The sequence below is a fragment of the Gemmatimonadota bacterium genome (assembly GCA_009841265.1).
GTDB lineage: Bacteria > JAAXHH01 > JAAXHH01 > JAAXHH01 > JAAXHH01 > JAAXHH01.
In genome coordinates this window covers 536,173-557,387 of record VXMB01000007.1, presented here as the reverse complement: position 1 = coordinate 557,387, position 21,215 = coordinate 536,173, and the positions used below count along the sequence as shown (strand labels likewise).

Below are 21,215 nucleotides of genomic sequence, written 5' to 3'. Positions count from 1 at the left end.
CGGCTATGAGCCCTCGCCACGATAAGTTCCACCTCGGCATCGCCGGGGCATGCGGCCGGGGCATGAGCTTCCGCGCCGCGTGCGACGCCCTCCCGCGGGTCCGCGTCCACGCCGTGTGCGACGTCGACGCCGGCGCGCTGCCCGCCACCGCGGAGCTGCTGGGCGCCTCGGAACAGTACACCGACTACGGCGAGATGCTCGATCGGTCCGACCTGGACGGCGTGATCATCGCCACGCCCATGCCGCTGCACGCGCCGCAGGCCATCGCGGCACTGGACCGGGGACTGCACGTCTTCAGCGAGGTCCCGGCGGCCGTTTCGGTCGAGGAGTGCCAGGGGATCGTCCGGGCGGCCGGGGCCTCCGGCCGCGTGTACATGATGGGCGAGAATTATACCTACATCCGGGAGAACGTGCTGGTGAAGGCGCTCGTGAAGGCAGGGCATTTCGGTACGCCCTACTATGCCGAAGGGGAATACCTCCACGAGCTCAAGGGGTACGACGAGCATCGCCTGGCGGCCCGGGGGCTGCCGCCCGAACAGGTCTGGCGCCGCCACTGGCAGTCCGGCATCGACGGCATCACCTACGGGACCCACAGCCTGGGGCCCATCCTCCAATGGTTCGACGACCGCGTGGCATACGTGACCTGTCACGGCAGCGGGCATCACTACCTGGACGCGGAGGGCAAGCCCTACGCCCAGGACACGAGCGTCATGCTCTGCAAGATGGCGGGCGGCGGCCTGGCCAAGGTCCGCATGGACCTCACCTCCGACCGGCCCCACGCCCTGACCAACTACCAACTCCAGGGGACCGACGGCTGCTACGAGTCGGCCCGCGGAAAGGGACAGCCGTTTCGCATCTGGCTCAAGTCCCGCTGCGCGGACGGCAACACGTGGATGGACCTTCACGAGCTGGAGGAAGAGTTCCTGCCCGACTGGATGGGGGCGGCGGCCGCGAAAGGCGCCGGGCACGGCGGGAGCGACTACCACGAACTGGTCGAATTCATCGAAGCCGCGGAGGGCCGGCACAAGCCGTCCATCGGCCTGCACGAGGCCATGGACATGACCCTGCCCGGCCTCGTCAGCCAGCAGTCCATCGCCGAGAACGGCCGTTCGCTGGCCGTGCCGGATTCGCGGGATTGGTAGTGTGGAATACGCTGTACCTGACCGTTCCGTCGGCTATACATTGACTATACGCTAAACGGCTCGCATCTATCGAGTAATCCGGAGTACGCCTCATGGCCCGTCCCGGCAGTCCGATGGAAGACATCGACACCCCGGCCCTGGTGATCGACCTGGACCTGATGGAAGGCAATATCGCCCGTATGGCGGCGTTCTTTGCCGACAAGGACGCCTTCTTGCGGCCCCACACCAAGACGCACAAGACGCCGGTCCTGGCCCACCGGCAGATCGAGGCCGGCGCCCGGGGCGTTACCTGTGCCAAGCTGGGCGAGGCCGAGGTCATGGCCGCGGCGGGCATTCGCGACATCCTCGTGGCCAACCAGGTGGTAGGACGGGTCAAGATCCACCGACTGGTCGCTCTCGCGCGCCATTCGGACGTCATCGTCGCCTCGGACCATGAAGAAAACGTCCGGGAGATCTCCGACGCGGCGCTGGCCGCCGGCACCCGGGTGAACATGATCATCGAGGTCGACGTGGGCATGGAGCGCTGCGGCGTGCCGCCCGGCGAACCCGCGTGGCGACTCGCCCAGGCCATCGACCGGCATCCGGGTGTCGTCTTCCGCGGGGTGATGGGCTACGAGGGCCACATCATCGGCAACCCGAACGACGAGGAACGGTACGCGGGCTGCCGTGCGTCCATGACCATGCTGACGCAGACGGCCGACTACATCCGCGAGCGGGGCCTGACCGTGGACCTGGTCAGCGGCGGCGGCACGGGAACGTACAAGGTCACCGGGACGTTCCCGGGGGTGAACGAAGTGCAGGCGGGGTCCTATATCCTGATGGACGGCACCTACCAGCAACGCATTCCCGAGTTCGACTGCGCGCTCACCATCTACGCCACCATCGTCAGCCGGCCCGGCGACGAACTCGCCGTCTCCGACGCGGGCCTGAAGACCATGACGAACGACATGGGGCTGCAGACCGTCCGCGACGTGGAAGGCGCATCGATCCTGCGCCAGTCCGAGGAACACGTCAAGATCGAACTGCCCGGCGCGTCCTGCACGCTCAGACCGGGCGACAAGTTCCACATCGTCCCGAGCCACTGCTGCACCACCATCAACCTCCACGACCGGTTCTACGGCGTGCGCGACGGCACGGTTGAATCCGTGTGGGACATCGCGGCGCGCGGGAAGCTGCAGTAGGCCGGCATCGCGTACAGTGTCAATCGGTCTGTCCCGTGGCCGACGTACCCGACGCGCCCGAATATCCACCAGGCAAGGAGCCCCCATGGATCCCCGATACCTCGTAGCCAATGTCGATGAGATTCCCAGCCCGTCCATGCTGGTCTACCGGGAGCGGCTGAAGGTGAACATCGACCGGACCCTGGAGATCGCGGGCGGCCCCGAACGCCTGCGTCCCCACATAAAGACCCACAAGATGCGAGCCGTCATCGAGATGCAGCGCGCGTCCGGGATCGACAAGTTCAAGTGCGCCACGATTTACGAGGCGCGGATGCTGGCGGATATGGGCGTGGAGGACGTCTTCATCGCCTATCAGATGATCGGGCCCAACATCGGACGCCTGGTCGACCTCGCCGGTCGTTATCCCGGTACGACCTTCCGCAGCATGGTGGACGATGCGGGCGCGGCCGAGGCGCTGTCGGCGGCAGCCACCGGCGCCGGTGTGACCATCGACGTGCTGCTGGACTTCGACGTGGGCCAGCACCGCACCGGTATAGCGGCCGGCACGGAAGCGCTCGAGCTCTACGCGCTGCTTGACCGCCTCCCCGGCATCACGCCCGGCGGCCTGCACGGCTATGATGGCCATAACCACCAGTCGGACCTCGAGGAACGTCGGCAGGCCTGCGGCGCCGCGCTGGACCAGGTGCGCGCTTTTCAGGCCCGGCTGGAGTCCCGGGGCCTGCCCGTGCCGCGGCGGGTCATGGGCGGTTCCATATCCTTCCCGTGCTATGCTCCGGCCGAAGACGTGGAGCCCTCGCCCGGCACTTCGGTGTTCTGGGACTGGGGGTACAGCAGCCGCTTTCCCGACCTGCCCTTCGAAGCCGCAGCCCTGCTCCTCAGCCGCATCATCAGCGTTCCGACGCCGTCGCGCGTGACCCTCGACCTGGGCAACAAGTCCATCGCCTCGGACCCGGCCGGGCAGCGCGGCATCCCCTGGAACCTTCCCGGCGCCGAACCCGGGCTGCACAACGAGGAACACTGGATCATGGACTGCCCCGATAGCTCCGGCCTGTCGGTCGGCGATCCCATCTACGTCTTCCCCACCCACGTATGCCCCTGCACCGCGCTGCATCGCCAGGTCTACGTGATCGACGGCGACGGCCGCTGTCGGGAACAGTGGACCGTCGACGCGCGGAACCGGGAATAGGGTTCAGTTCAGTAAGATTCCGGTCCGCCGGCGCTCGTGAAACCACCTCCGGATTTCCCTCGCGGTTATGTGACAAACGTGTTACGATTTTTCACTTTCCTATTGACGAAGTGACGTAAATACATTATCTTAAACTGTTCGCGCTTTCCGCGAAAACCGGGCCGTATTCCATGGGAATCGTCCCGGGGATATGGGTTGTTTTACGGCACGTCGACAAGGCGCTTTCATGTCGTTTGAGCAGATACTTATCGAGCAGGACGGCGGGGTGGTCACGATCACGATCGACCATCCTCCCCTGAACGTGCTCAGCGACCAGGTCGGACATGAGCTCGGCGAAGCGCTCGACCGGATCGACGGCGACCCGGACGCTTCCGTGGTCGTGCTGACGGGTAGCGGCGACCGGGCCTTTGCGGCCGGGGCCGACATCCGGGAATTGCAGCGGCTGTCGGGTTCGGACGCCGAGGAAATGACCCATCGCTGGCATCGCCTCTTCCGGCGGATCGAGGCTTTCAGGCTGCCGGTCATTGCCGCCGTGAACGGGGTGGCGCTCGGAGGCGGATGCGAACTGGCCATGGCGTGCGATCTGCGTTACGCCTCGGAGAAAGCCCGGTTCGGCCAGCCGGAAATCAACCTCGGCCTGGTCCCGGGATGGGGCGGCACGCAGCGGTTGCCGCGGCTCATCGGCCGGGGACGGGCCCTCGAGTTGATGATGACGGGCGATATGTTCGATGCCGCCGAGGCCCATCGCCTCGGGCTCGTCAATCGCGTTACGGCGCCGGAAGACTTGATGAAGACGGTCGGGGAACTGGCCAGGCGCATGGCCGCCAAGGGCGGCGTGGCGCTGGCTTCCATCAAGACCTGCGTCAATGAAGGGCTGGACCGGGGACTGGACGAAGCCCTGGCGCTGGAAGCCCGAGAATTCGGAGCGGTGAGCTCCACAGAGGACAAGGCGGAAGGCATCGCGGCGTTTCTCGAGAAACGTCCCGCGGCATTCCGGGGTCGCTGAGTCGAGGCGTGCGCACTCAGTAAGCGACCTGAATTTCATTGGTAACCATGGGCACGCGGCAGGAAGAGAGCGATCGTATGCAGCTACTGGGACCCACCGAGGGCGAATACATTCAGGTAACAGGCGAATTCGAAAAGCGTGAAGCCATCGAGTTCTGCGTTCAGGATCTGAACAGCAAGAACATGGAATTCGGCGTCTGCGAGCAGGACGGCAAGTTCTTCGTGGCCCGGGTCATCGTGCCGGACGAAGAGATCGATACCCGCTCCAAGATCGTCACGGTACGCAGCGACCGGGTGGACATACACGGGAATCCCCGCGGGATCATCCGCAAGGGGGTCTACAACTTCGTGGAATGGTACGCGGACGGAGAAGTCACCGCCCAGGAAGCCGCCGTCTGATTCACGGGCCGGTCTGACCCGACCCGGCGGCACCCACTCACTTTTCAGGGGCCGCCCCGGCGTGTCAGCATCCGTACCAAGACCTACCCGGCCCGGATGTGCCTGGACTGCCTGGACAGGCCTGTGCCTGACCGGGTCTTGCGCATACAAATTGCCGTACTGAGTGCATCCTACTCGAAGAAACCATGGAAGCTTTCGGCCAGCCTTCCATGGTTTTTTGATATTACCCGGTTTCCTTCGGCGAGAACACGGCTTCCTCAAACACGACTTGACCTATGGCGCTCGTATCCTTCCACAAAGTCACGAAACACTACGGCGCGCAGTGTATCCTGCAGGGCATCAGCTGGGGCATCGACCCCGGCCAGCACGTGGGCCTGATCGGTTCCAACGGGACCGGCAAGACGACCATGCTGCAGCTCATCACCGGCGACCTGTCGCCGGACGAAGGTGAGATCTCGCGCCGGCGGGACCTCCGGACCGGCTACCTGACCCAGGACGCGCACCTGACCGCCACCAACTCGGTCCTGGACGAGGCGCTGAGCAGCTTCGAGCGCATTCACGAGTTAGAAAAGCAGCTGCGCGAGGCCGAAGCGGCGCTGGAGAAGGCGAAGGGCGACGCGGAGGAAACCGAGCGCCGGCTCGGGCTGTACGGCCGTTTGACGGAAGAATTCGAGCGGGCCGGCGGCTACACCTACCCGCACCGCGCGAAGACCGTGCTTCACGGCCTGGGTTTCAAGGAGGAAGACCTGCCCCTGCCGGTCAACGTGCTCAGCGGCGGGCAGAAGACACGCCTTCGCCTGGGCAAGCTGCTGCTGGGGGACGCGGACCTGCTACTGCTGGACGAGCCGGAAAGCCACCTGGACGTGGCCGCGACGGAGTGGCTGGAGGAATACATCTCCGATCACCCGGCGGCCATCCTGCTCGTTTCCCACGACCGCTACTTTCTCGACCGGACCGTGAACCGGATCGCCGAACTGGAAGACCTGGGGCTGCAAAACTTCCCGGGCAACTACACCCGGGCCATGGAGGTCAAGGCCGAACGCCTCAAGGCACGGCAGCGCGAATACGACCAGCAGCAGGCCTTCATCAAGGAGCGAGAGGAGTTCATCCGCCGGACCATCGAGGGCGTCAAGACCAAGCAGGCCCAGGGAAGGCGGAGTCACCTGGCGCGCCTTGAGCGCCTCGATAAGCCGCGGACGAAGCACAGGTCGGCCTCTCTGAACTTCGGGACGATGAAGCGCAGCGGCCGGGACGTGCTCGCGCTCGATGACCTATCCAAGAGCTACGGCACGCGGACGCTGTTCTCGGAACTGCACTTCACCCAGCACCTGGGCGACCGCGTGGGCCTGATCGGGTACAACGGCGCGGGAAAGACCACGCTGCTCCGCATGATCGTGGGCCAGGAGACGCCTTCGTCCGGGAGCATCCGCCTTGGTACGGGCGTGGACATCGGCTACTACGACCAGGAACGGGCCAGCCTGACGGGAGAGCGGTCCGTGCTGAACGAACTCTGGTCGGTCAGGCCGGCCATGAACGAGGGTACCGTCCGCAACCTCCTCGGCCGGTTCCTCTTCCGCGGAGACGACGTCTTCAAGCAGGTGAACCTGCTGAGCGGCGGGGAACAGGGGCGCCTGGCACTGGCCAAGCTGATCCTGGAGGAACCGAACTTCCTGGTCCTCGACGAGCCGACCAACCACCTCGACATCCTCTCCAGGCAGGCCCTCGAGCAGGCCCTTGCCGACTACCCCGGCACGCTCATGGTGGCGTCCCACGACCGGTATTTCCTCGACCAGATGGTCAGCGCGCTGCTGATCTTCGAGCAGGACGGCGTCCGCCACTGGGAAGGCACCTACTCGGAATACCGGGCCTACAAGGAGGAGCAGCGCCTCGCCGCCGCGCGGGCAAAGGAGAAGAAGCCGCGCCGCAAGGCCGGGTCGGCTGCCGGAACGACTGGCGGGACGGCAGGGACGGCCTACGATCCCCGGAAGAAGGAACGCAAGGAGCAGCGGATGATGGCCGAGGCACTGGAGGCGGCCATCCGGAAGAAGGAGGCGGAGATCGCCCGCCTCGAAGGCGACCTGGGCGAGGAAGGGACCTTCTCCGACCGGGAACAGGTCGAACGGGTCGGCAGCGCTTATGCGCGTGCCCGGCAGGAACTGGAAAACCTCTACCTGGAGTGGGAAGTCGTCGCCATGGAGTTGGAAGACTAGGATCGGAGGAAACTTGTACGACGCCGTCATCATCGGAGCCGGACCGGCCGGACTCGCCGCGGCCTACGCCGCCAAGCAGGCCGGGTTGGACTACGTGGTCGTGGAGCGCCAGTGCATCGTCCACACCATCTACCAGTTCCCCACGGGACTGATCTTCTACTCGACCCCGGAGCTCATCTCCCTGGGCGACGTGCCCATGATCGTGCAGGGGCTCAAGCCCACCCGGGAAGAGGCGCTGAACTACTACCTCAAATTCGTCGAATCCCAGGAACTCAAGGTGAACACCTACGAAGAGGTCACCCGAATCTCGGGTCAGGACGGCGACTTCGAGATCGAATCGGTTTCGCAGCGGGACGGCGACCGGCAGTACCGGACCCGGAAGGTCATCCTGGCCACCGGCGCCTTCGACAGCGCCAACCGGATCGGCATGCCGGGCGAGGAACTGCCCAAGGTCTTCCATTACTTCAAGGAGGGCCACCCCTACTTCGACCGGGACGTGCTCGTCGTGGGCGGAAAGAGCTCTGCCGTGGAGACGGCCCTGACCCTCTACCGCGCCGGCGCACGGGTCACCATGTCCTACCGCCGCGGCGCGTTCCGGGGCATCAAGTACTGGGTCCTGCCCGACCTGGAGAACCGCATCGCCGAGGGATCGATCACGGCCATCATGGATTCCACGGTGAAGGAGATCCGGCAGACCGAGGTCGTCCTCGACGCGGCGGGCACGGAGCGCGTGATCCCGAACGACTTCGTCTTCTGCATGACGGGCCACGGACCCGACGTGCCCTTCTTGAGCGGCACGGGCGTCGAGGTGCAGCCCGAAGACAACATCCCGGTACACGACCCCGACACCTTCGAATCCAACGTGCCCGGCATCTACATCATCGGCGTCATCACCGCCGGCAACGTGAGCAGCGACATCTTCATCGAAAATAGCCGCTTGCATGGACCGAAGGTGGTGGAGCATATTCTGGCGCAGGACGGGGTAAAGTAGTGAGTGTAAGACTGTATTTCAATGAGCACTGTCCCGACTGCGCGCGAAAGGCGGCACGCACGGATCGCATGGACTGGCTGGACCGGGTCGAGCTGCGGACCGACCGGTCGCCGATTGGAGAAGTTCCCGCAGGCGAAATCGTCGTGGTCGAAAACAGAACGGACCGGACTTTCACCGGGATCTATGCGGCTCGCAAAGTGTGCTTGCAGGTTCCCCTGTTGGTTCCTTTCGGACTGCTGCTGTACCTGCCGCCCGTCCTGAAGATCGCGGGACGAAGAAAAATGGGATGCAACGGCGACGCATGCGAGATTTGAGACGAATGTTCACTGTCCGCGGTGTGCCATGCCGCAGGTGGCGACCTTCCGTACGTGGCGACATTCCATCAGGTTGCTCAGTTGCTACACGCCAATGCCCTTGTCGTTGAAGAGGTGAATCCATGAATGAAAACAAACCCACTTCCAATCCCCTCGTCGGCGTGGTTATGGGCAGCAAGTCCGACTGGGACACCATGCGGAACGTCCAGGAGGTGCTCGAGCAGTTCGACGTGCCCCACGAATGCCGGATCGTCTCGGCCCACCGCACGCCCCTTTGGCTGGCCGAGTACGCGGCCGAGGCCGAGGGACGAGGCTTCGAAGTCATCATCGCAGGCGCCGGTGGCGCAGCCCACCTGCCCGGCATGATGGCTGCCCAGACGCTCCTTCCCGTACTCGGCGTGCCTGTAGAAAGCAAGGCGCTCAAAGGGATGGACTCCCTGCTCTCCATCGTCCAGATGCCCCGCGGCATCCCCGTGGGCACCCTAGCCATCGGCCAGTCCGGCGCCGTGAACGCGGGCCTGCTCGCCGTGGCCATCCTGGCCAACTCGCGGCCGGACCTGCGGGAGAAACTGAGGAAGTATCGGGAGGATCAGACCGGGAAGGTCATGGGGGACGAGCTGACGTGAGTGGAACCAATGACTTGACCGGTAGTACGCACGCTCCCGTTCTCCCCGGCTCGACCATCGGTATCCTCGGCAGCGGTCAACTCGGCCGCATGATCGCCATCGCCGCCCGGCGCATGGGTTACCGCGTCCACACCCTCTCGCCCGAATCCGACTCGCCTACCGGTCACGTCGCAGACCGCGAAGTCGTGGCCGCCTATGACGATGTGGAGGCCGTGAAGCGCTTCGCCGCCGATGTGGACGTCATCACCCTGGAGTTCGAGAACATATCTGCCGAATGCGTCGACGCCGCATCGTCCATCGCTCCGGTTCGTCCCAAAGGAAGTGTCCTCCACACGACGCAGAACCGCCTGCGGGAGAAGACTTTTTTGGCGGAGCACGGGTTTCCGGTCGCGCCGTTTCGTCACGTCAAGTCGGGGAAGGAACTGGCAGCGGCCGTCGAGGAAATCGGTACGCCCGCCGTGCTCAAGACGGCCGGTTTCGGATATGACGGAAAGGGTCAGGTAAAGATCGATTCGGCTGATGACGTGGACGACGCTTGGACGACCATGGCGGGGCAGGAAGCGGTGCTAGAAGCGTTTGTCGATTTTAAGCTGGAACTGTCGGTCGTCGCGGCGAGGGGATTGACCGGCGATTTCGCGCACTACGGTGCCGTCGAGAACAAGCATGCAAACCACATACTCGACGTCACGACCGCCCCAGCCGACGTGTCCGGCGCGGTGAACGTCACCGCCGTGAATCTCACGCGGAAGGTCTTCGAAGCCCTAGACGTCGTCGGGGTTGCCTGCGTCGAGTACTTCCTCGACCACGAAGAGAACCTCATCATCAACGAGATCGCGCCACGCGTCCATAACTCGGGTCACTTCACCTTCGACGCCTGCGTCACCAGCCAGTTCGAGCAGCAGGTCCGCGCCGTTTGCGGACTACCTCTCGGATCGACCGATCAGCCCCGGCCCGCGGCCATGGCCAACTTGCTGGGAGATCTGTGGGCAAATGGCGAACCTGACTGGGTGGAAGCCCTGGCCACGCGGGAGGTAAAGTTACATCTGTACGGGAAGCAGGAAGCCCGGCCAGGGAGAAAGATGGGACATTTGACGGCGATGGCGGATACGCGGGAACAGGCAGTGGAAAGGGTGGTGGAGGGGAGGAGAAGATTGAGGCGTTGACTCCAGACGTTGGGATTACTCGGTACCCTTAACCAATTACCTTCGATGACTTGCGTCAAGCCGGGCCTAGAAGACACCGATAGTCCGAGAACCCTGCGTCGTCCAGAACATCCATCGCCTCACGTCGTTCCTTACGTTTACAGTCGGTGTCGGGACAGTACGGCACGCGCCGTAACATTTCCAAGTGACTACCGTCCAGTCCGTGCTTGAGCGCTCCTGCAATAACGAGGGCTAGATACCAGTCGTAGGGCTTGAGATTGGGTCGGGGAATCGTGGCGAGATATGTAGCCACGTAGACGGTTTCGTTATTATCGGTTCGTTTAACGGGGTATTTATCGCATCGAATGTAACCTCCTCCTTTTCCGGCCCCTTCGAAACAGTCAAGCTTCTTACGCTCCGTTATTGGAATTCTGAACAGCACGCCTGGAGTTCGGTGACTGGCCTGACAACGAAGCGTAGCTTTCCCGGAACCGTCTTTTTTACTCAGTTTGCTGAATTCAATGATCCTGTTGTCGGCGTACGCGCACCCGATCTCCATGGGATTCAGACAGCGATTCCTTAATCGTTCAATCAGCATATTAGAGCCGTAAGCGAAGTAGTCAAATGTCATGTTGGGCCTCGTTTCTTGGTGTTTATCGTGCTGGGTCGATCGGAATTCAGTTGGTAAGAAGAACAGTCACACCACCCCCTGCAACGTCTTAACCGCCTCATCCAGATACCCGTCCTGAGTCAGATCTCCTTCGATCAGGTCCGGCCGGTGACCGCTCCACTGTGTAGTTAGCACCAGCGTCTCGCCGATATCCCATAATGTCCAAGCATTCGCGAAAACCGGAAGGCAGTCCAGTTCCTGCTGGGTTGGTTGTCGCACGTCGATACATCCTTACAGAAAACAACGTCAGATCTCGTCTGTTAGATGATCGGGTATCGGCTTGATGAGCTGCCATGTCCAACCTGCTGGAAGATCTGTGTGCGAATGTGAATCGGACTGGGCAACGGCGTTAGACATTCCTGAAGTCAAATTACATCTATACGGGAAACAGGAAGCCAGGCCAGGCCGAAAGATGGGGCACTTGACAGCTATGGCGGACACGCGTGAGCAGGCGGTGGAAAGGGTGGTGGAAGCGAGGAGGTGCGTGGGCAGTAATCTGTGAGCTTACTATCGGTTGAATACTGTGTTGCCAGACATACACTAGAACGACACCGCCAGACCGATACCTACCTTGCAGGCTGATTGATCGGCAAATTGGACTTCTATTGTAGGGTAAAACTGAAGACTTCCGGATGTTGGGACGGAAGTCTGCTTCCAGACATCCCTCCTGATCAGCGCGCCGACCATATACCCGGTTATTGCAAGACTGGAACCCCCAATCGAAGCAGCCAACCTTCCATCGACCCAGGGTTTTCCTTCACAGGTATCATCAGATACCGTTCCCTGGTCACAGGAGTTATCTGCGATTTGACTTAATACAACGCCCGCCGCGACCCCGATGCCCCCGCCAACAAGGAAACCTACCGTCCTGTATGACCTTGTCCCCACATGACGCTCAAGCAATTCGATTTCGCCATGGCGAATCCGCAGATGATGACCGTCTCGCTGAATCAAGCTGTAACTGGTTGAGTCATGTGCCGATAGGTAACCATCATAACGAGCATCCGGCGTAGTGACTCGAAGCCTGTCTCCTACACTCTGTGCCTCAGTAAACGACGGATAACCCACAGAAAGCAGTAAAATGAATACGGTTTTCGGTATCCTTCTCACACCATCCCTCGCAACGTCTCCACCGCCTCGTCCAGGTACTCATCCTGAGACAGATCTCCCTCGACCAGGTCCGGCCGATGACCACCCCACTGCGTAGCCAGCACCAAGGTCTCACCGATATCCCATAACGTCCAGGCGTTCGCGAAAACCGGCAGGCAATCAAGCTCCTGCTGGGTCAATGGACGCACCTGGTTATAACCTTCCAGGAAACAGCGCCAAATCTCGTCCGTCAGATGGTCGGGCACCGTCTCGATAATGTTGTACTTGAAGGTCGCTACGTCATACGACCGCCAGCCGAAGGCACACTGGTCGAAATCCAGGATGCAGTATCCGTTGTCGGGATGGTACAAGATGTTTCCGACGTGCAGATCGGCGTGGATGAGACCGTAGATGTCCTTACCCTTGCCCAGTCCGCTGATCTGCCGGCGCATGTGATCGGCGTAATCCTTGAAGAAAGCCAGGTCCTCGCCGCGCCGCTCCTTGAGGATGGATTCCAGTGTCTGCAGCGGGCCGTCCAGCAGGTACTGCAGATCGAAATGATGACGACAGTATGGTTTTGGAAACTGGTCCGCCCGCTGGTGTATTTCAGCTACCGCAGCCCCGAAGGAGGTCACGACCGGTTCCTTCACTTCGGGATACCAGGTCACGTGCTCCTCGCCCTCGAAGAAGCGGAACAGGGCGCTGCAGGCCCCGTCGCGCCAGGGGGCGGGACGGCCTGACTCAGCATCCAGAACACTCAGCCGTTGTCCATCCAGTCGCTTAACCGGTTCAGGTACCGCAAGTTTGTGGTTTATCAGATATGCCAGCAGGTCGAGCTCGTACCGGTAGGCCTCGGGATTGCGGACGTAGAAATCGTGGTCGGTATAGATTCGGCAGACGTACCGCTGATCCTGCGAGGTAATGACAAAGTTCCTGTTGGCCCCGGCCTCCAGTTCGCGTACATCCACGGGTGGAGCCAGGCCGTAATGATCCACCAGGAAAGTGGCGACAGCGGCACAGGACTGCTCCGTTGATCCGGCAGATGCGGAAGAGTCGAATGTACTGTTCATGATGGGAGCCAATATGAGTTAGCAAACTTGACCATGGCAACAAGTTTAATTTCATTGCTTAAGCGATCCTATATCGTCGACCTGATGTCCGGCCAGCAACAGCTCGACCTGGTGAGTTGCTTCGGACAGAACGAGATGTGCCGGACCCCGCACATCTATCTGAGGAATGTATGAATAAGGCGGGATTCATGAATCGTGTGTTGATTTGCCTTCTCGGTGCAATGATGGTCGTTGCCGCGTTTTTCGCCTATCTGTTGTTTCGCCCGGATGTTGGGACGCGGATTTTCTTTGGAACGGGCCCCTCATCGGTAGAAATCAAGTTCAAAAACGATTACGAGGTCCCTGTTGCAGACAAAAAAACCGAGGCGATCGTGGCAGCTGCAAGGCTCTTGCTGGATTCGCTGGACGACAGTCAAAGACAGGCAGCGACATACCGATTTACCGATAACGCACAGCGCTCGAACTGGTCCAACTTACCCGAGGGCATGGTTCCGCGAGGAGGTGTAATGCTCGGTGTGCTCTCTAAAGCACAGCGGGCGAATCTGGATGAACTTCTTGGGGAACTGCTGAGTGAAGCCGGCATGGAGAACATCACGCATCAACTGGCCGCGGAAGACCTGCTGGTCTCTGGAGACGTGCTCGGCGTCATGAAGTATGGCAGCAGGTATTTTACCGCTGCTTTTCTCGGTGAACCGTCCACAACTGAGCCCTGGATGTTTCAGTTCGGAGGGCACCATCTCGCCATAAACGCCACCGTATTCGGACCGAACGTTTCCTTTTCACCCATGCTGACGGGTGGCCAACCGCTGCACTTGCACCTTGACGGTGACGACATCTTCGTTACGCGAAGGGAAACAGCGGCGGTACAGGCGTTGATGGAAAGCCTTACGGACGAACAGAAAGGACAAGCCGTGCGTTCAGATCGGCCCATCGACCTCCTTCTGGGCCCGGGGAAGTATGGTGTTACCGTTGCGCCGGAAGGCATCAAGGGAAGCGAACTGACCGCCCTGCAGAAAACGTTGTTCCTGGATGTAATTGAGGCCCGTCTGGGTTTTATGAACAGTGACGATTATGCGCAGAAAATGAAAGTCGTGGTGGCCGAAATCGAGGACACGTACTTTGGATGGTGGGGACGGCAGGATGTCCCGGGCGCCGCGTATTTCCGCGTAACCGGCCCGTCCATCGTACTCGAATATGCGGTTCAGAACGGCGAGGACACCGCAGATCACGTTCACAGCATGTATCGTGAGATGGATAACGACTACGGTTCCGCATGGATTGGGACCGAGTGAATTCTGCGAGCGTGTTCTTAGGTCAAGCCAAATTGCAACATCCCCCGCAGCGTCTCCACCGCCTCATCCATATACTCATCCTGGTTTAAATCTCCCTCGATTGCAGAAGAGTCAGGAGTATTGTTATAGTGGAAGCCAGTATGAGTGAGCATCCTTGACCGTGACAACTGGTTTAAGTTCATTGCTTGAACTTCATCAATTGGAACACTGAATATCGTACAGAGAGGAGCACCCATTGCCCAAGCGACCCAATATCGTCGTCCTGATGTCCGACCAGCAACGGCTAGACACGGTGAGTTGCTACGGGCTGAACGAGGTGTGCCGTACGCCTAACATCGACTCCCTGGCCGCGCGGGGCGTGCGTTTCGACTGGGCGTTCACGCCGACGGCGATCTGCTCGCCGGCCCGCGCCTCCTTCTACACGGGCCTCTATCCGCACAATCATGGGGTGACGGCCAACGGCCTGTGTCTGCGCGAGGGCGTACGCTGCATCAACCACTACCTGTCGGATGCAGGTTACCGCTGCGGGTACGCCGGCAAGTGGCACGTAGATCAGGAGACCGGCCCGACGGGTTACGGGTTCACGGGCAAGGACTTCATGGGCTATGGCTTCCCCGGGGGGAACCTGCTTCCCGGCCTGCAGTTCGGCGGCAGCCTGAGCAGCCACAACCATTACGCCGACTACCTCAAGGAAAAGGGGTTCGACCCGCCGCCCACGGTTTCGCACCGCTACGTCGGCACGAATCCCTCGAACCAGCGCCAGGAGATGTTCGCCCTGCACGAAGGGCCGGTCGAGTCGTGCATCGAGTACTTCGTCGCGGAGGAAGCCATCCGCGTGCTCGACGAGGTGGCCGGCGGCGAGGAACCCTTCTTCCTGTGGGCCAATTTCTGGGGTCCGCACAGCCCTTCGCTGGTCCCGGAGCCGTACTTCTCCATGTACGACCCGAAGTCCATTCCCGAGCATCCGGGGTACGCCGAGACCTTCGAGAAGAAGCCCTATCGCCAGAAGCTCATCGAAAACCTCTGGGGGCTGGGCGACTACGGCTGGGAAGGATTCCAGGAAATCGGCGCACGCTATTTCGGGCACTGCACACTCCTCGACGACATGGTGGGACGCGTCGTGGCGCACCTGGAGAAACTGGGCGAACTCGACAACACCATCATCGTATACACCGCCGACCACGGCGACTGCCTCGGCGCGCACAAGCTGATCGAGAAGGGCGAATTCATGTACGACGAGATCTACCGCATCCCCCTCGTCATTGCCCATCCCGGCTGTCATGCGCCCGGCACGGCCTGCGAGGAGTTCGTCTACCTCCACGAAATCATGCTCTCGTCCCTCGACGCTGCGGGTGTCGAAGTGCCCGCCGATCTCGATGGCCAATCCTTTCTCCAGGCCATCGAAGGACGCCCCTTTGCGAATGGGCGCGAAGAAGTCTACTGCGTCTTCGACCGCCACTTCACCGTCGCCAATCAGCGCATGGTCCGCACCCGAACCCACCAGTTCACCTTTAATTCGGCCGATCCCGGCGAGCTGTACGATCTGCTGCGCGACCCCTACCAGCTCGACAACGTGTACGGGGAACCGGAATATGAAACTGTAAGACAGGATTTAATGGGTCGGATGGATCGCTACATGGAGAAAATGGGTGATCCACTGCACGGATGGTTCGGGCGAATCAAGGGGGCGTATTAGGCAGGGCCCTGCATATTAACCCGGGCTATTCTCGAAGCGGGAACTGGAAACTAACCTTCGGCGATGCGCTCGGCCCATTCGCGGAGCGGTACGTCGTCCTTGTCTTCCGACATCCAATGCCGGGACGCGGGATGGTAGTCCGGGTCCGGTCCCATCGGGTCGCCCTTCGGGGACAGGGCGCCCAGCAGCTGCCGCCGGACAGGCGAGCTTCTTTCGATGAGTCCGGGATCCTGCTCGTTGTAATCGGTCGGCCGAAGCCAGCGGTAATGATATCCCACGTGTATGATCTTGCGCGTATTCCGCGAGAGGTTGGGGCCGACACAGTGCCACACCGCGGTGCGCCACAACACGGCCGAGCCGATGGGCAATTTGAGCTCGACCGCCCCTTCCGGATCCGTCCCGTTATCTCGATCCCGCAGTTCGTCCATCCTGAGCCGGTGACTGCCCGGCACCAGCCACAGGTTGCCGCAGTTGGATTCGGTCATGTCGTAGAGCACGTAGAAGACCTTGATCTCCATGAACGGCAGGCGCCCATCGAGGGAAGGCCCCAGGAACAGGTCGTCGCTCGCCAGGTCGGGATGCCAGCCGACGTTGCGGTATCCCGCCTGGTGGTCTTCGCCCTTGCCGACGCCCGAAATCCGGTCCTTCAGGTCCTCGGGATAGGGCGGCCGGTAGTCCAGGTGCGTAGTTCGGATCTGGATGTTCCAGCCGATCGCGTCCACCACCAGGGGCAACATGCGCGGGTGGTCGATGAGATCGAGAAAGGCCTCGTGATGGGCCAGGGCGTTGCGCACGGCATAGGGGTCATCGGGACCCAGGTCCTTCTCTGATCTTATCCGGTCGCCCACCTCGTCGATGGCCGCAAGCAACCGGTCGAGTTCGGCCTGGTCGAAGAATTCCTCGAGAACTATAAAGCCCTTCTCGTCAAAGTCTTGGGCCTGCTGGGGCGTCATTGCAAGGGGCATTTAGGTCTCCTCACCGGACCGGTGGTCGGTCGTGCGATGGAGTGTTAACTCACCGCGCCAGCCACGTACTGAAACGCTCGTTCATCTCTTCGCCGTTGTCGCTCCACCATTCCCAGTCGTTGTGCAAGGCGCGCGCCGCGTTCTCCGGGGCCGTGGGCATGTGCGGTCGCATGTCCACGCCCGTCTCGGCGTGGGTCGAGATCAGGGGCATGGCGGAACGGCGCGTCGGGCTGTAGGCGATGTACCGGGCAAGGTTGGCCATGGACTCCGCCCGGCTGGCGAATTCGAGAAACCGGCGTGCGGCATCGAGGTTGCGCGTGCCCTCGACGATGCCGTACCCGCTCGTATACAGAATCTGGCTGTTCCAGAGTATGACGAAGGGTTGTCCCTCAAGCTCCTGGGCATTGAAAATACGTCCATTGGCTGCCGTGGTCATCGTCACCTCGCCATCGGCCAGCATCTGCGGGGGATGGGCAGCCGTCTCCCACCATACGATCTGTTCCTTGATCGTGTCCAGTTTGCGTAACGCGCGGCGTACCCCTTCCTCGGTGTCAAGCGTGGTATACACATCCTCCCGCGGAACGCCGTCAGCCATTAGGGCAAACTCGAGATTGGCCACGGGCGAACGTTTCATTCCCCGTCTACCCGGGAACTTTTCCAGATCGAAGAAGTCGGCTATCGTAGTGGGTTTCACGTCGCCGATTCGCTCGTCGTTGTACGCGATCATCCTCGAAAAGAACAACTTGGTTGCGCCGCAGTCGGTGATCGTACCCTCGACGAAATCATCCGCTGCGGACGCGCCGTCGGCGCCCTTTGGCAGGTCGTCGATGTGAACAGGGACAAGCAGCCCTTCGTCGCAACCCCGGACGAGTTCGGGCATATTCAGATCGACTACATCCCAGAACACGTTACCCATCTCCACCTGGGCACGGATCTGCGCCAATCCTCCGGTGTAGTCCTCCAGGTTGATGCCTATGCCTGTTTCCGACTCGAACCGTTCGTGGTAGCTTTTATCGCAGGCCCGGGCGTAAGAACCGCCGAAGCTGACGACGGTGATCGTCTGGTTCTGTGCGGATACCTGGTCCGGGGGATATGCGGAGAGCCAGGCCAATACCACTAGGGCCGACAGGACTATACGAATCATGGAGGAACTGCTCGGTATACGGTCTTCTCTCTTCACCTCGCCAACCAAGTGCTGAAACGCTCGTTCATCTCTTCGCCGTTGTCGCTCCACCATTCCCAGTCGTTGTGCAGCGCGCGCGCCGCATTCTCCGGAGTCGTGGGCATGTGCGGTCTCATGTCCACACCCGTCTCGGCGTGGGTCGAGATCAGGGGCATGGCGGAACGGCGCGTCGGACTGTAGGCGATGTACCGGGCGAGGCCGGCCATGGACTCCGCCGTGGCGGCGAAGTCGAAAAACCGAAGCGCGGATTCGAGGTTGCGCGTGCCTTCGACGATGCCGAACCCGCTCGTATCCAGGACCTGGCCGTCCCAGACGATGACAAAAGGCTGATCCTCCAGCACCTGGGCGTTGAAGATGCGCCCGTTGTAGGCCGTGGTCATCACCACCTCGCCGTCAGCCAGCAACTGCGGCGGATGGGCCCCGGTCTCCCACCATATGATGTGTTCCTTGATGGTATCCAGCTTGCGGAAGGCCCGGGCGATGCCCTCCTCGGTGTCCAGCGTGGCGTACACCTTGTCCAGCGGCACCCCGTCCGCCATCAGCGCGAATTCGAGATTGACCCGCGGAACCCGCCGCATGCCCCGGCGGCCCGGGAACTTCTCCAGGTCGAAGAAGTCGTTGACGGTCTTCGGCTTCACGTCGCCGATGCGTTCGTCGTTGTACGCGATTACCGTCGAAAAGAAAAGGGTCGTCACGCCGCATTCCGAGATTGTACCCTCAACGAAGTCATCCACGGCTGGCGTGCCATCGGCACCCGGAGAAAAATCGTCGATGCTGATTGGAACAAGCAATCCTTCATCGCAACCCCGGACGAGTTCGGCCACATTAAGGTCTACTACGTCCCAGTATACGTTTCCCACGTCCACCTGCGCGCGGATCTGCGCCAGCCCGCCGTTGTAGTCCTCGAAGTTGATCTTGATACCCGTTTCCGCCTCGAACCGCTCATGGTAGCCCTTCTCACAGGCACGGGAGTAGGAGCCACCGAAGCTGACGACGGTGATCGTCTGGGCTTGGGTGGTGTTAGTTCCATAAGGCAGAATAGATAGAGAGACAATAGTGGCTAAGACAGTTCTACCGACATTGAAAACCGTATTCATGCTGATGCCTACCTAGTTCACAGTAATGTTATATAAAGACCATAGTAACTGAACTGCTTATTGCTCCGTAGAGTTGTAGCCAGTGTTCAATTTACCAGGAACACCAACTCTTAACTAGCACATCACCTCAACCGGAATCAGTTTCAAATTCATCTGCTTCGCTAAACTGATTGACAATTTCATCTATGGTAGGTCTGAATTTCTGCCTCATTGCATGTAGTTCTGCTATCCATTCTTCTATATTGTTATGTTTTATTCTTCTATGGACTTCAAAAAAACAATCAGACTTTAGCACGTGGTTCAATAGTTGGAAAGCTAGTTCTGCGATGTTTACTATGTATCCATGTACTTGTGTGACAACTGTCGCAATAGGGTATTCTGTTCCTTTCTGTGTGTACCAATCAATGTTCGTTCCTACAGAATAGTCAAAATACCGTTCACACTCGGACAAGGCGGGGCCGAAAAAACGTTCGATCCAACTTTCCGATCGAGTTCGCGACTGCGAGTTTTCCTCATCTTCGGCACCTTCTGGTTCAACGATAATTGGTAGGATAGTTGGACGAGGTAAATCAAGACCTAGGGATTTCGCATCAAGCATCAGTTTTGGGATATTGTGTCCGTATGTTTCTTTTAGATCAATAGGTAGTAATCTCTCGTCTTTGAACAAAATGTAAGCCTTTAGTGTAAGCTCTATTCCGTGAAGGAAGTTGAATACAATTGGGAAATCTCTTTCAGGATCAAGCCAGTTTATGTGTTTTTCCCAATCGCTGGAGATTTCATTTCGGCCAACTTGAATAAAGGACTTACCAGATTCAAAATACTCCCTGTGGCCAAACCACTGATCCCCTATAGGTCCATACACAAATTCGTGAGTACGGTTCTTTGTATACGGAATGTAATTCCATAGTTTTTTACGTGCTTCATCACGATTCAATTCCTGATTGCCAACGTCGTTAGTCCACCAAAACTGCCCTTCTTGATCGCGTATAATAGATCCACATTTCATTGGGAAATAACGTTCTGGTAGACTCATACTTATTGGCTATACATTTTGTTTCGAAGTGTAACTACACCAGGGCATAAAACCAATACGCTTTAACAAACCACTTCATTCTCTAGTCATTTTCCACTTGATATATGTGTGACGCTAGCAATCATTCTTCTGGTTCCTCGACAACAAGCATCCATACTCGCTTCAATGGAAGATCCGCCTGGATTTCCGCCGGTAACGTTTCGTAATTACGATAGATCGCTTGAACTAGGTCACGGCTGTCCCAAAGCCGAACCGTGAAGTGACCCTGTCTTGATTCCTGTAGAACAGCTTTATTAAATCCCCCCCAACATACAAGCAACCCTTGTTCAGCATCAAAGGTCTGCATTGTTCCCTGTAGAGTACGGTAAACTGTTACGTCTGCTGGTGAATCCTGTGATTTGACCTGTGCGCACAGATATGGGGCATCTAACCCTAGCGGCCCACGCCCTGCAAATATATCCACTCCCCCATCTGGACCTGGCGGGGAAACACGCGTATTCCAGCCGTCTGCCCGAAGTACCGCATCCACAAGATGAGACAATGCATGACCCTTAAACCGAGCTTGTATTTGTGCCACTATCTGATCATTTGCCAGTTGGATGAGATCGGAACTTGCTTCTGGTTGATCACTACCGTCCTCCGACCCACTCACAGGCTTTACTATTGGTACAGTTGGTCCGGGGTCTTTGTCTCCCTTGAGAACAGCTTCGACGCGTTTCGCGGCATCATTCCTTGCAATCTGGCAAACTGTCATGAAAGCGCCAAATGAATAGAGTAGATCCTGCTCGAACGTCGCGCGAGGTATATCAGTTCGTTTCCATTCGACGGGCCGGACATGCCGGTATTCGTCGTTAACTTTCTCGTACCGATAAGGCCCTGAGACGGTACCGACTGCGATTTGCGATGTAAGCTTTTGTGGCAACA

20 protein-coding genes and 1 pseudogene are annotated in these 21,215 nt (G+C 59.8%); 13 read left to right on the top strand and 8 right to left on the bottom strand.

Features of this window, described 5'->3' with window-relative positions; genetic code table 11:
* The first annotated feature begins 5 nt into the window (after nucleotides 1-5).
* From F4X08_04230 to F4X08_04185, 10 genes are all read left to right on the top strand, one after another.
* Entirely contained in the window at nucleotides 6-1,142 is a 1,137-nt protein-coding gene (locus tag F4X08_04230; protein ID MYD25006.1) for a Gfo/Idh/MocA family oxidoreductase, read from the top strand.
* Between the two features lie 92 nt (nucleotides 1,143-1,234).
* Nucleotides 1,235-2,323 (top strand): DSD1 family PLP-dependent enzyme, encoded by a 1,089-nt coding sequence (locus F4X08_04225; GenBank protein MYD25005.1) that lies wholly within the window; start codon nucleotides 1,235-1,237, stop codon nucleotides 2,321-2,323.
* Nucleotides 2,324-2,408: 85 nt separating this feature from the next.
* Nucleotides 2,409-3,509: a D-TA family PLP-dependent enzyme gene (locus F4X08_04220; GenBank protein MYD25004.1), complete on the top strand. Its 1,101-nt coding sequence runs from the start codon at nucleotides 2,409-2,411 to the stop codon at nucleotides 3,507-3,509.
* Nucleotides 3,510-3,735: 226 nt separating this feature from the next.
* Entirely contained in the window at nucleotides 3,736-4,515 is a 780-nt protein-coding gene (locus F4X08_04215) for a hypothetical protein (protein ID MYD25003.1), read from the top strand.
* A gap of 77 nt (nucleotides 4,516-4,592) precedes the next feature.
* Nucleotides 4,593-4,913 (top strand): hypothetical protein, encoded by a 321-nt coding sequence (locus F4X08_04210; protein ID MYD25002.1) that lies wholly within the window; start codon nucleotides 4,593-4,595, stop codon nucleotides 4,911-4,913.
* 275 nt (nucleotides 4,914-5,188) lie between these two features.
* Nucleotides 5,189-7,123 carry an ABC-F family ATP-binding cassette domain-containing protein gene (locus F4X08_04205; GenBank protein ID MYD25001.1) on the top strand — a complete coding sequence of 645 codons (1,935 nt, stop codon included), beginning with the start codon at nucleotides 5,189-5,191 and terminating at the stop codon, nucleotides 7,121-7,123.
* Nucleotides 7,050-8,114: a YpdA family putative bacillithiol disulfide reductase gene (ypdA, locus tag F4X08_04200; protein ID MYD25000.1), complete on the top strand. Its 1,065-nt coding sequence runs from the start codon at nucleotides 7,050-7,052 to the stop codon at nucleotides 8,112-8,114. Before F4X08_04205 ends, ypdA begins: the two co-directional genes overlap by 74 nt.
* Nucleotides 8,114-8,428: a hypothetical protein gene (locus F4X08_04195; GenBank protein ID MYD24999.1), complete on the top strand. Its 315-nt coding sequence runs from the start codon at nucleotides 8,114-8,116 to the stop codon at nucleotides 8,426-8,428. Before ypdA ends, F4X08_04195 begins: the two co-directional genes overlap by 1 nt.
* 122 nt (nucleotides 8,429-8,550) lie before the next feature.
* A complete protein-coding gene (gene purE / locus F4X08_04190; GenBank protein ID MYD24998.1) occupies nucleotides 8,551-9,054 on the top strand; it encodes a 5-(carboxyamino)imidazole ribonucleotide mutase in 504 nt (167 codons plus the stop codon).
* Nucleotides 9,055-9,068: 14 nt separating this feature from the next.
* Entirely contained in the window at nucleotides 9,069-10,217 is a 1,149-nt protein-coding gene (locus F4X08_04185) for a 5-(carboxyamino)imidazole ribonucleotide synthase (protein MYD24997.1), read from the top strand.
* A gap of 55 nt (nucleotides 10,218-10,272) precedes the next feature.
* On the opposite strand, the gene F4X08_04180 is transcribed toward F4X08_04185, so the two are convergent.
* Together F4X08_04180 and F4X08_04175 are read right to left on the bottom strand one after the other, a co-directional pair.
* Complete coding sequence (locus tag F4X08_04180; protein ID MYD24996.1) at nucleotides 10,273-10,827, bottom strand: gamma-glutamylcyclotransferase; 555 nt, start codon at nucleotides 10,825-10,827, stop codon at nucleotides 10,273-10,275.
* A 66-nt stretch (nucleotides 10,828-10,893) separates the two neighbouring features.
* Nucleotides 10,894-11,085 carry a hypothetical protein gene (locus tag F4X08_04175; protein ID MYD24995.1) on the bottom strand — a complete coding sequence of 64 codons (192 nt, stop codon included), beginning with the start codon at nucleotides 11,083-11,085 and terminating at the stop codon, nucleotides 10,894-10,896.
* A 109-nt stretch (nucleotides 11,086-11,194) separates the two neighbouring features.
* On the opposite strand from F4X08_04175, the pseudogene F4X08_04170 reads away from it, so the two are divergent.
* Nucleotides 11,195-11,368: pseudogene (locus tag F4X08_04170) on the top strand (5-(carboxyamino)imidazole ribonucleotide synthase).
* 604 nt (nucleotides 11,369-11,972) lie between these two features.
* Here F4X08_04170 and F4X08_04165 read toward each other — a convergent pair.
* Nucleotides 11,973-13,025 carry a phosphotransferase gene (locus tag F4X08_04165; protein ID MYD24994.1) on the bottom strand — a complete coding sequence of 351 codons (1,053 nt, stop codon included), beginning with the start codon at nucleotides 13,023-13,025 and terminating at the stop codon, nucleotides 11,973-11,975.
* Nucleotides 13,026-13,195: 170 nt separating this feature from the next.
* Here F4X08_04165 and F4X08_04160 point away from each other — a divergent pair, with 170 nt between their 5' ends.
* Nucleotides 13,196-14,317 carry a DUF3500 domain-containing protein gene (locus F4X08_04160; protein MYD24993.1) on the top strand — a complete coding sequence of 374 codons (1,122 nt, stop codon included), beginning with the start codon at nucleotides 13,196-13,198 and terminating at the stop codon, nucleotides 14,315-14,317.
* 235 nt (nucleotides 14,318-14,552) lie between these two features.
* Nucleotides 14,553-16,013 carry a sulfatase-like hydrolase/transferase gene (locus F4X08_04155; GenBank protein ID MYD24992.1) on the top strand — a complete coding sequence of 487 codons (1,461 nt, stop codon included), beginning with the start codon at nucleotides 14,553-14,555 and terminating at the stop codon, nucleotides 16,011-16,013.
* Between the two features lie 50 nt (nucleotides 16,014-16,063).
* On the opposite strand, the gene F4X08_04150 is transcribed toward F4X08_04155, so the two are convergent.
* From F4X08_04150 to F4X08_04130, 5 genes are all read right to left on the bottom strand, one after another.
* Nucleotides 16,064-16,978: a phytanoyl-CoA dioxygenase family protein gene (locus F4X08_04150; GenBank protein MYD24991.1), complete on the bottom strand. Its 915-nt coding sequence runs from the start codon at nucleotides 16,976-16,978 to the stop codon at nucleotides 16,064-16,066.
* Nucleotides 16,979-17,027: 49 nt separating this feature from the next.
* Nucleotides 17,028-18,215: an ABC transporter substrate-binding protein gene (locus F4X08_04145; GenBank protein MYD24990.1), complete on the bottom strand. Its 1,188-nt coding sequence runs from the start codon at nucleotides 18,213-18,215 to the stop codon at nucleotides 17,028-17,030.
* Complete coding sequence (locus tag F4X08_04140) at nucleotides 18,155-19,258, bottom strand: ABC transporter substrate-binding protein (GenBank protein ID MYD24989.1); 1,104 nt, start codon at nucleotides 19,256-19,258, stop codon at nucleotides 18,155-18,157. Before F4X08_04140 ends, F4X08_04145 begins: the two co-directional genes overlap by 61 nt.
* A gap of 127 nt (nucleotides 19,259-19,385) precedes the next feature.
* Nucleotides 19,386-20,291, bottom strand: a complete 906-nt coding sequence (locus tag F4X08_04135; GenBank protein ID MYD24988.1) for a hypothetical protein — start codon at nucleotides 20,289-20,291, stop codon at nucleotides 19,386-19,388.
* A 121-nt stretch (nucleotides 20,292-20,412) separates the two neighbouring features.
* Entirely contained in the window at nucleotides 20,413-21,045 is a 633-nt protein-coding gene (locus F4X08_04130; GenBank protein MYD24987.1) for a hypothetical protein, read from the bottom strand.
* Nucleotides 21,046-21,215 lie beyond the last annotated feature (170 nt).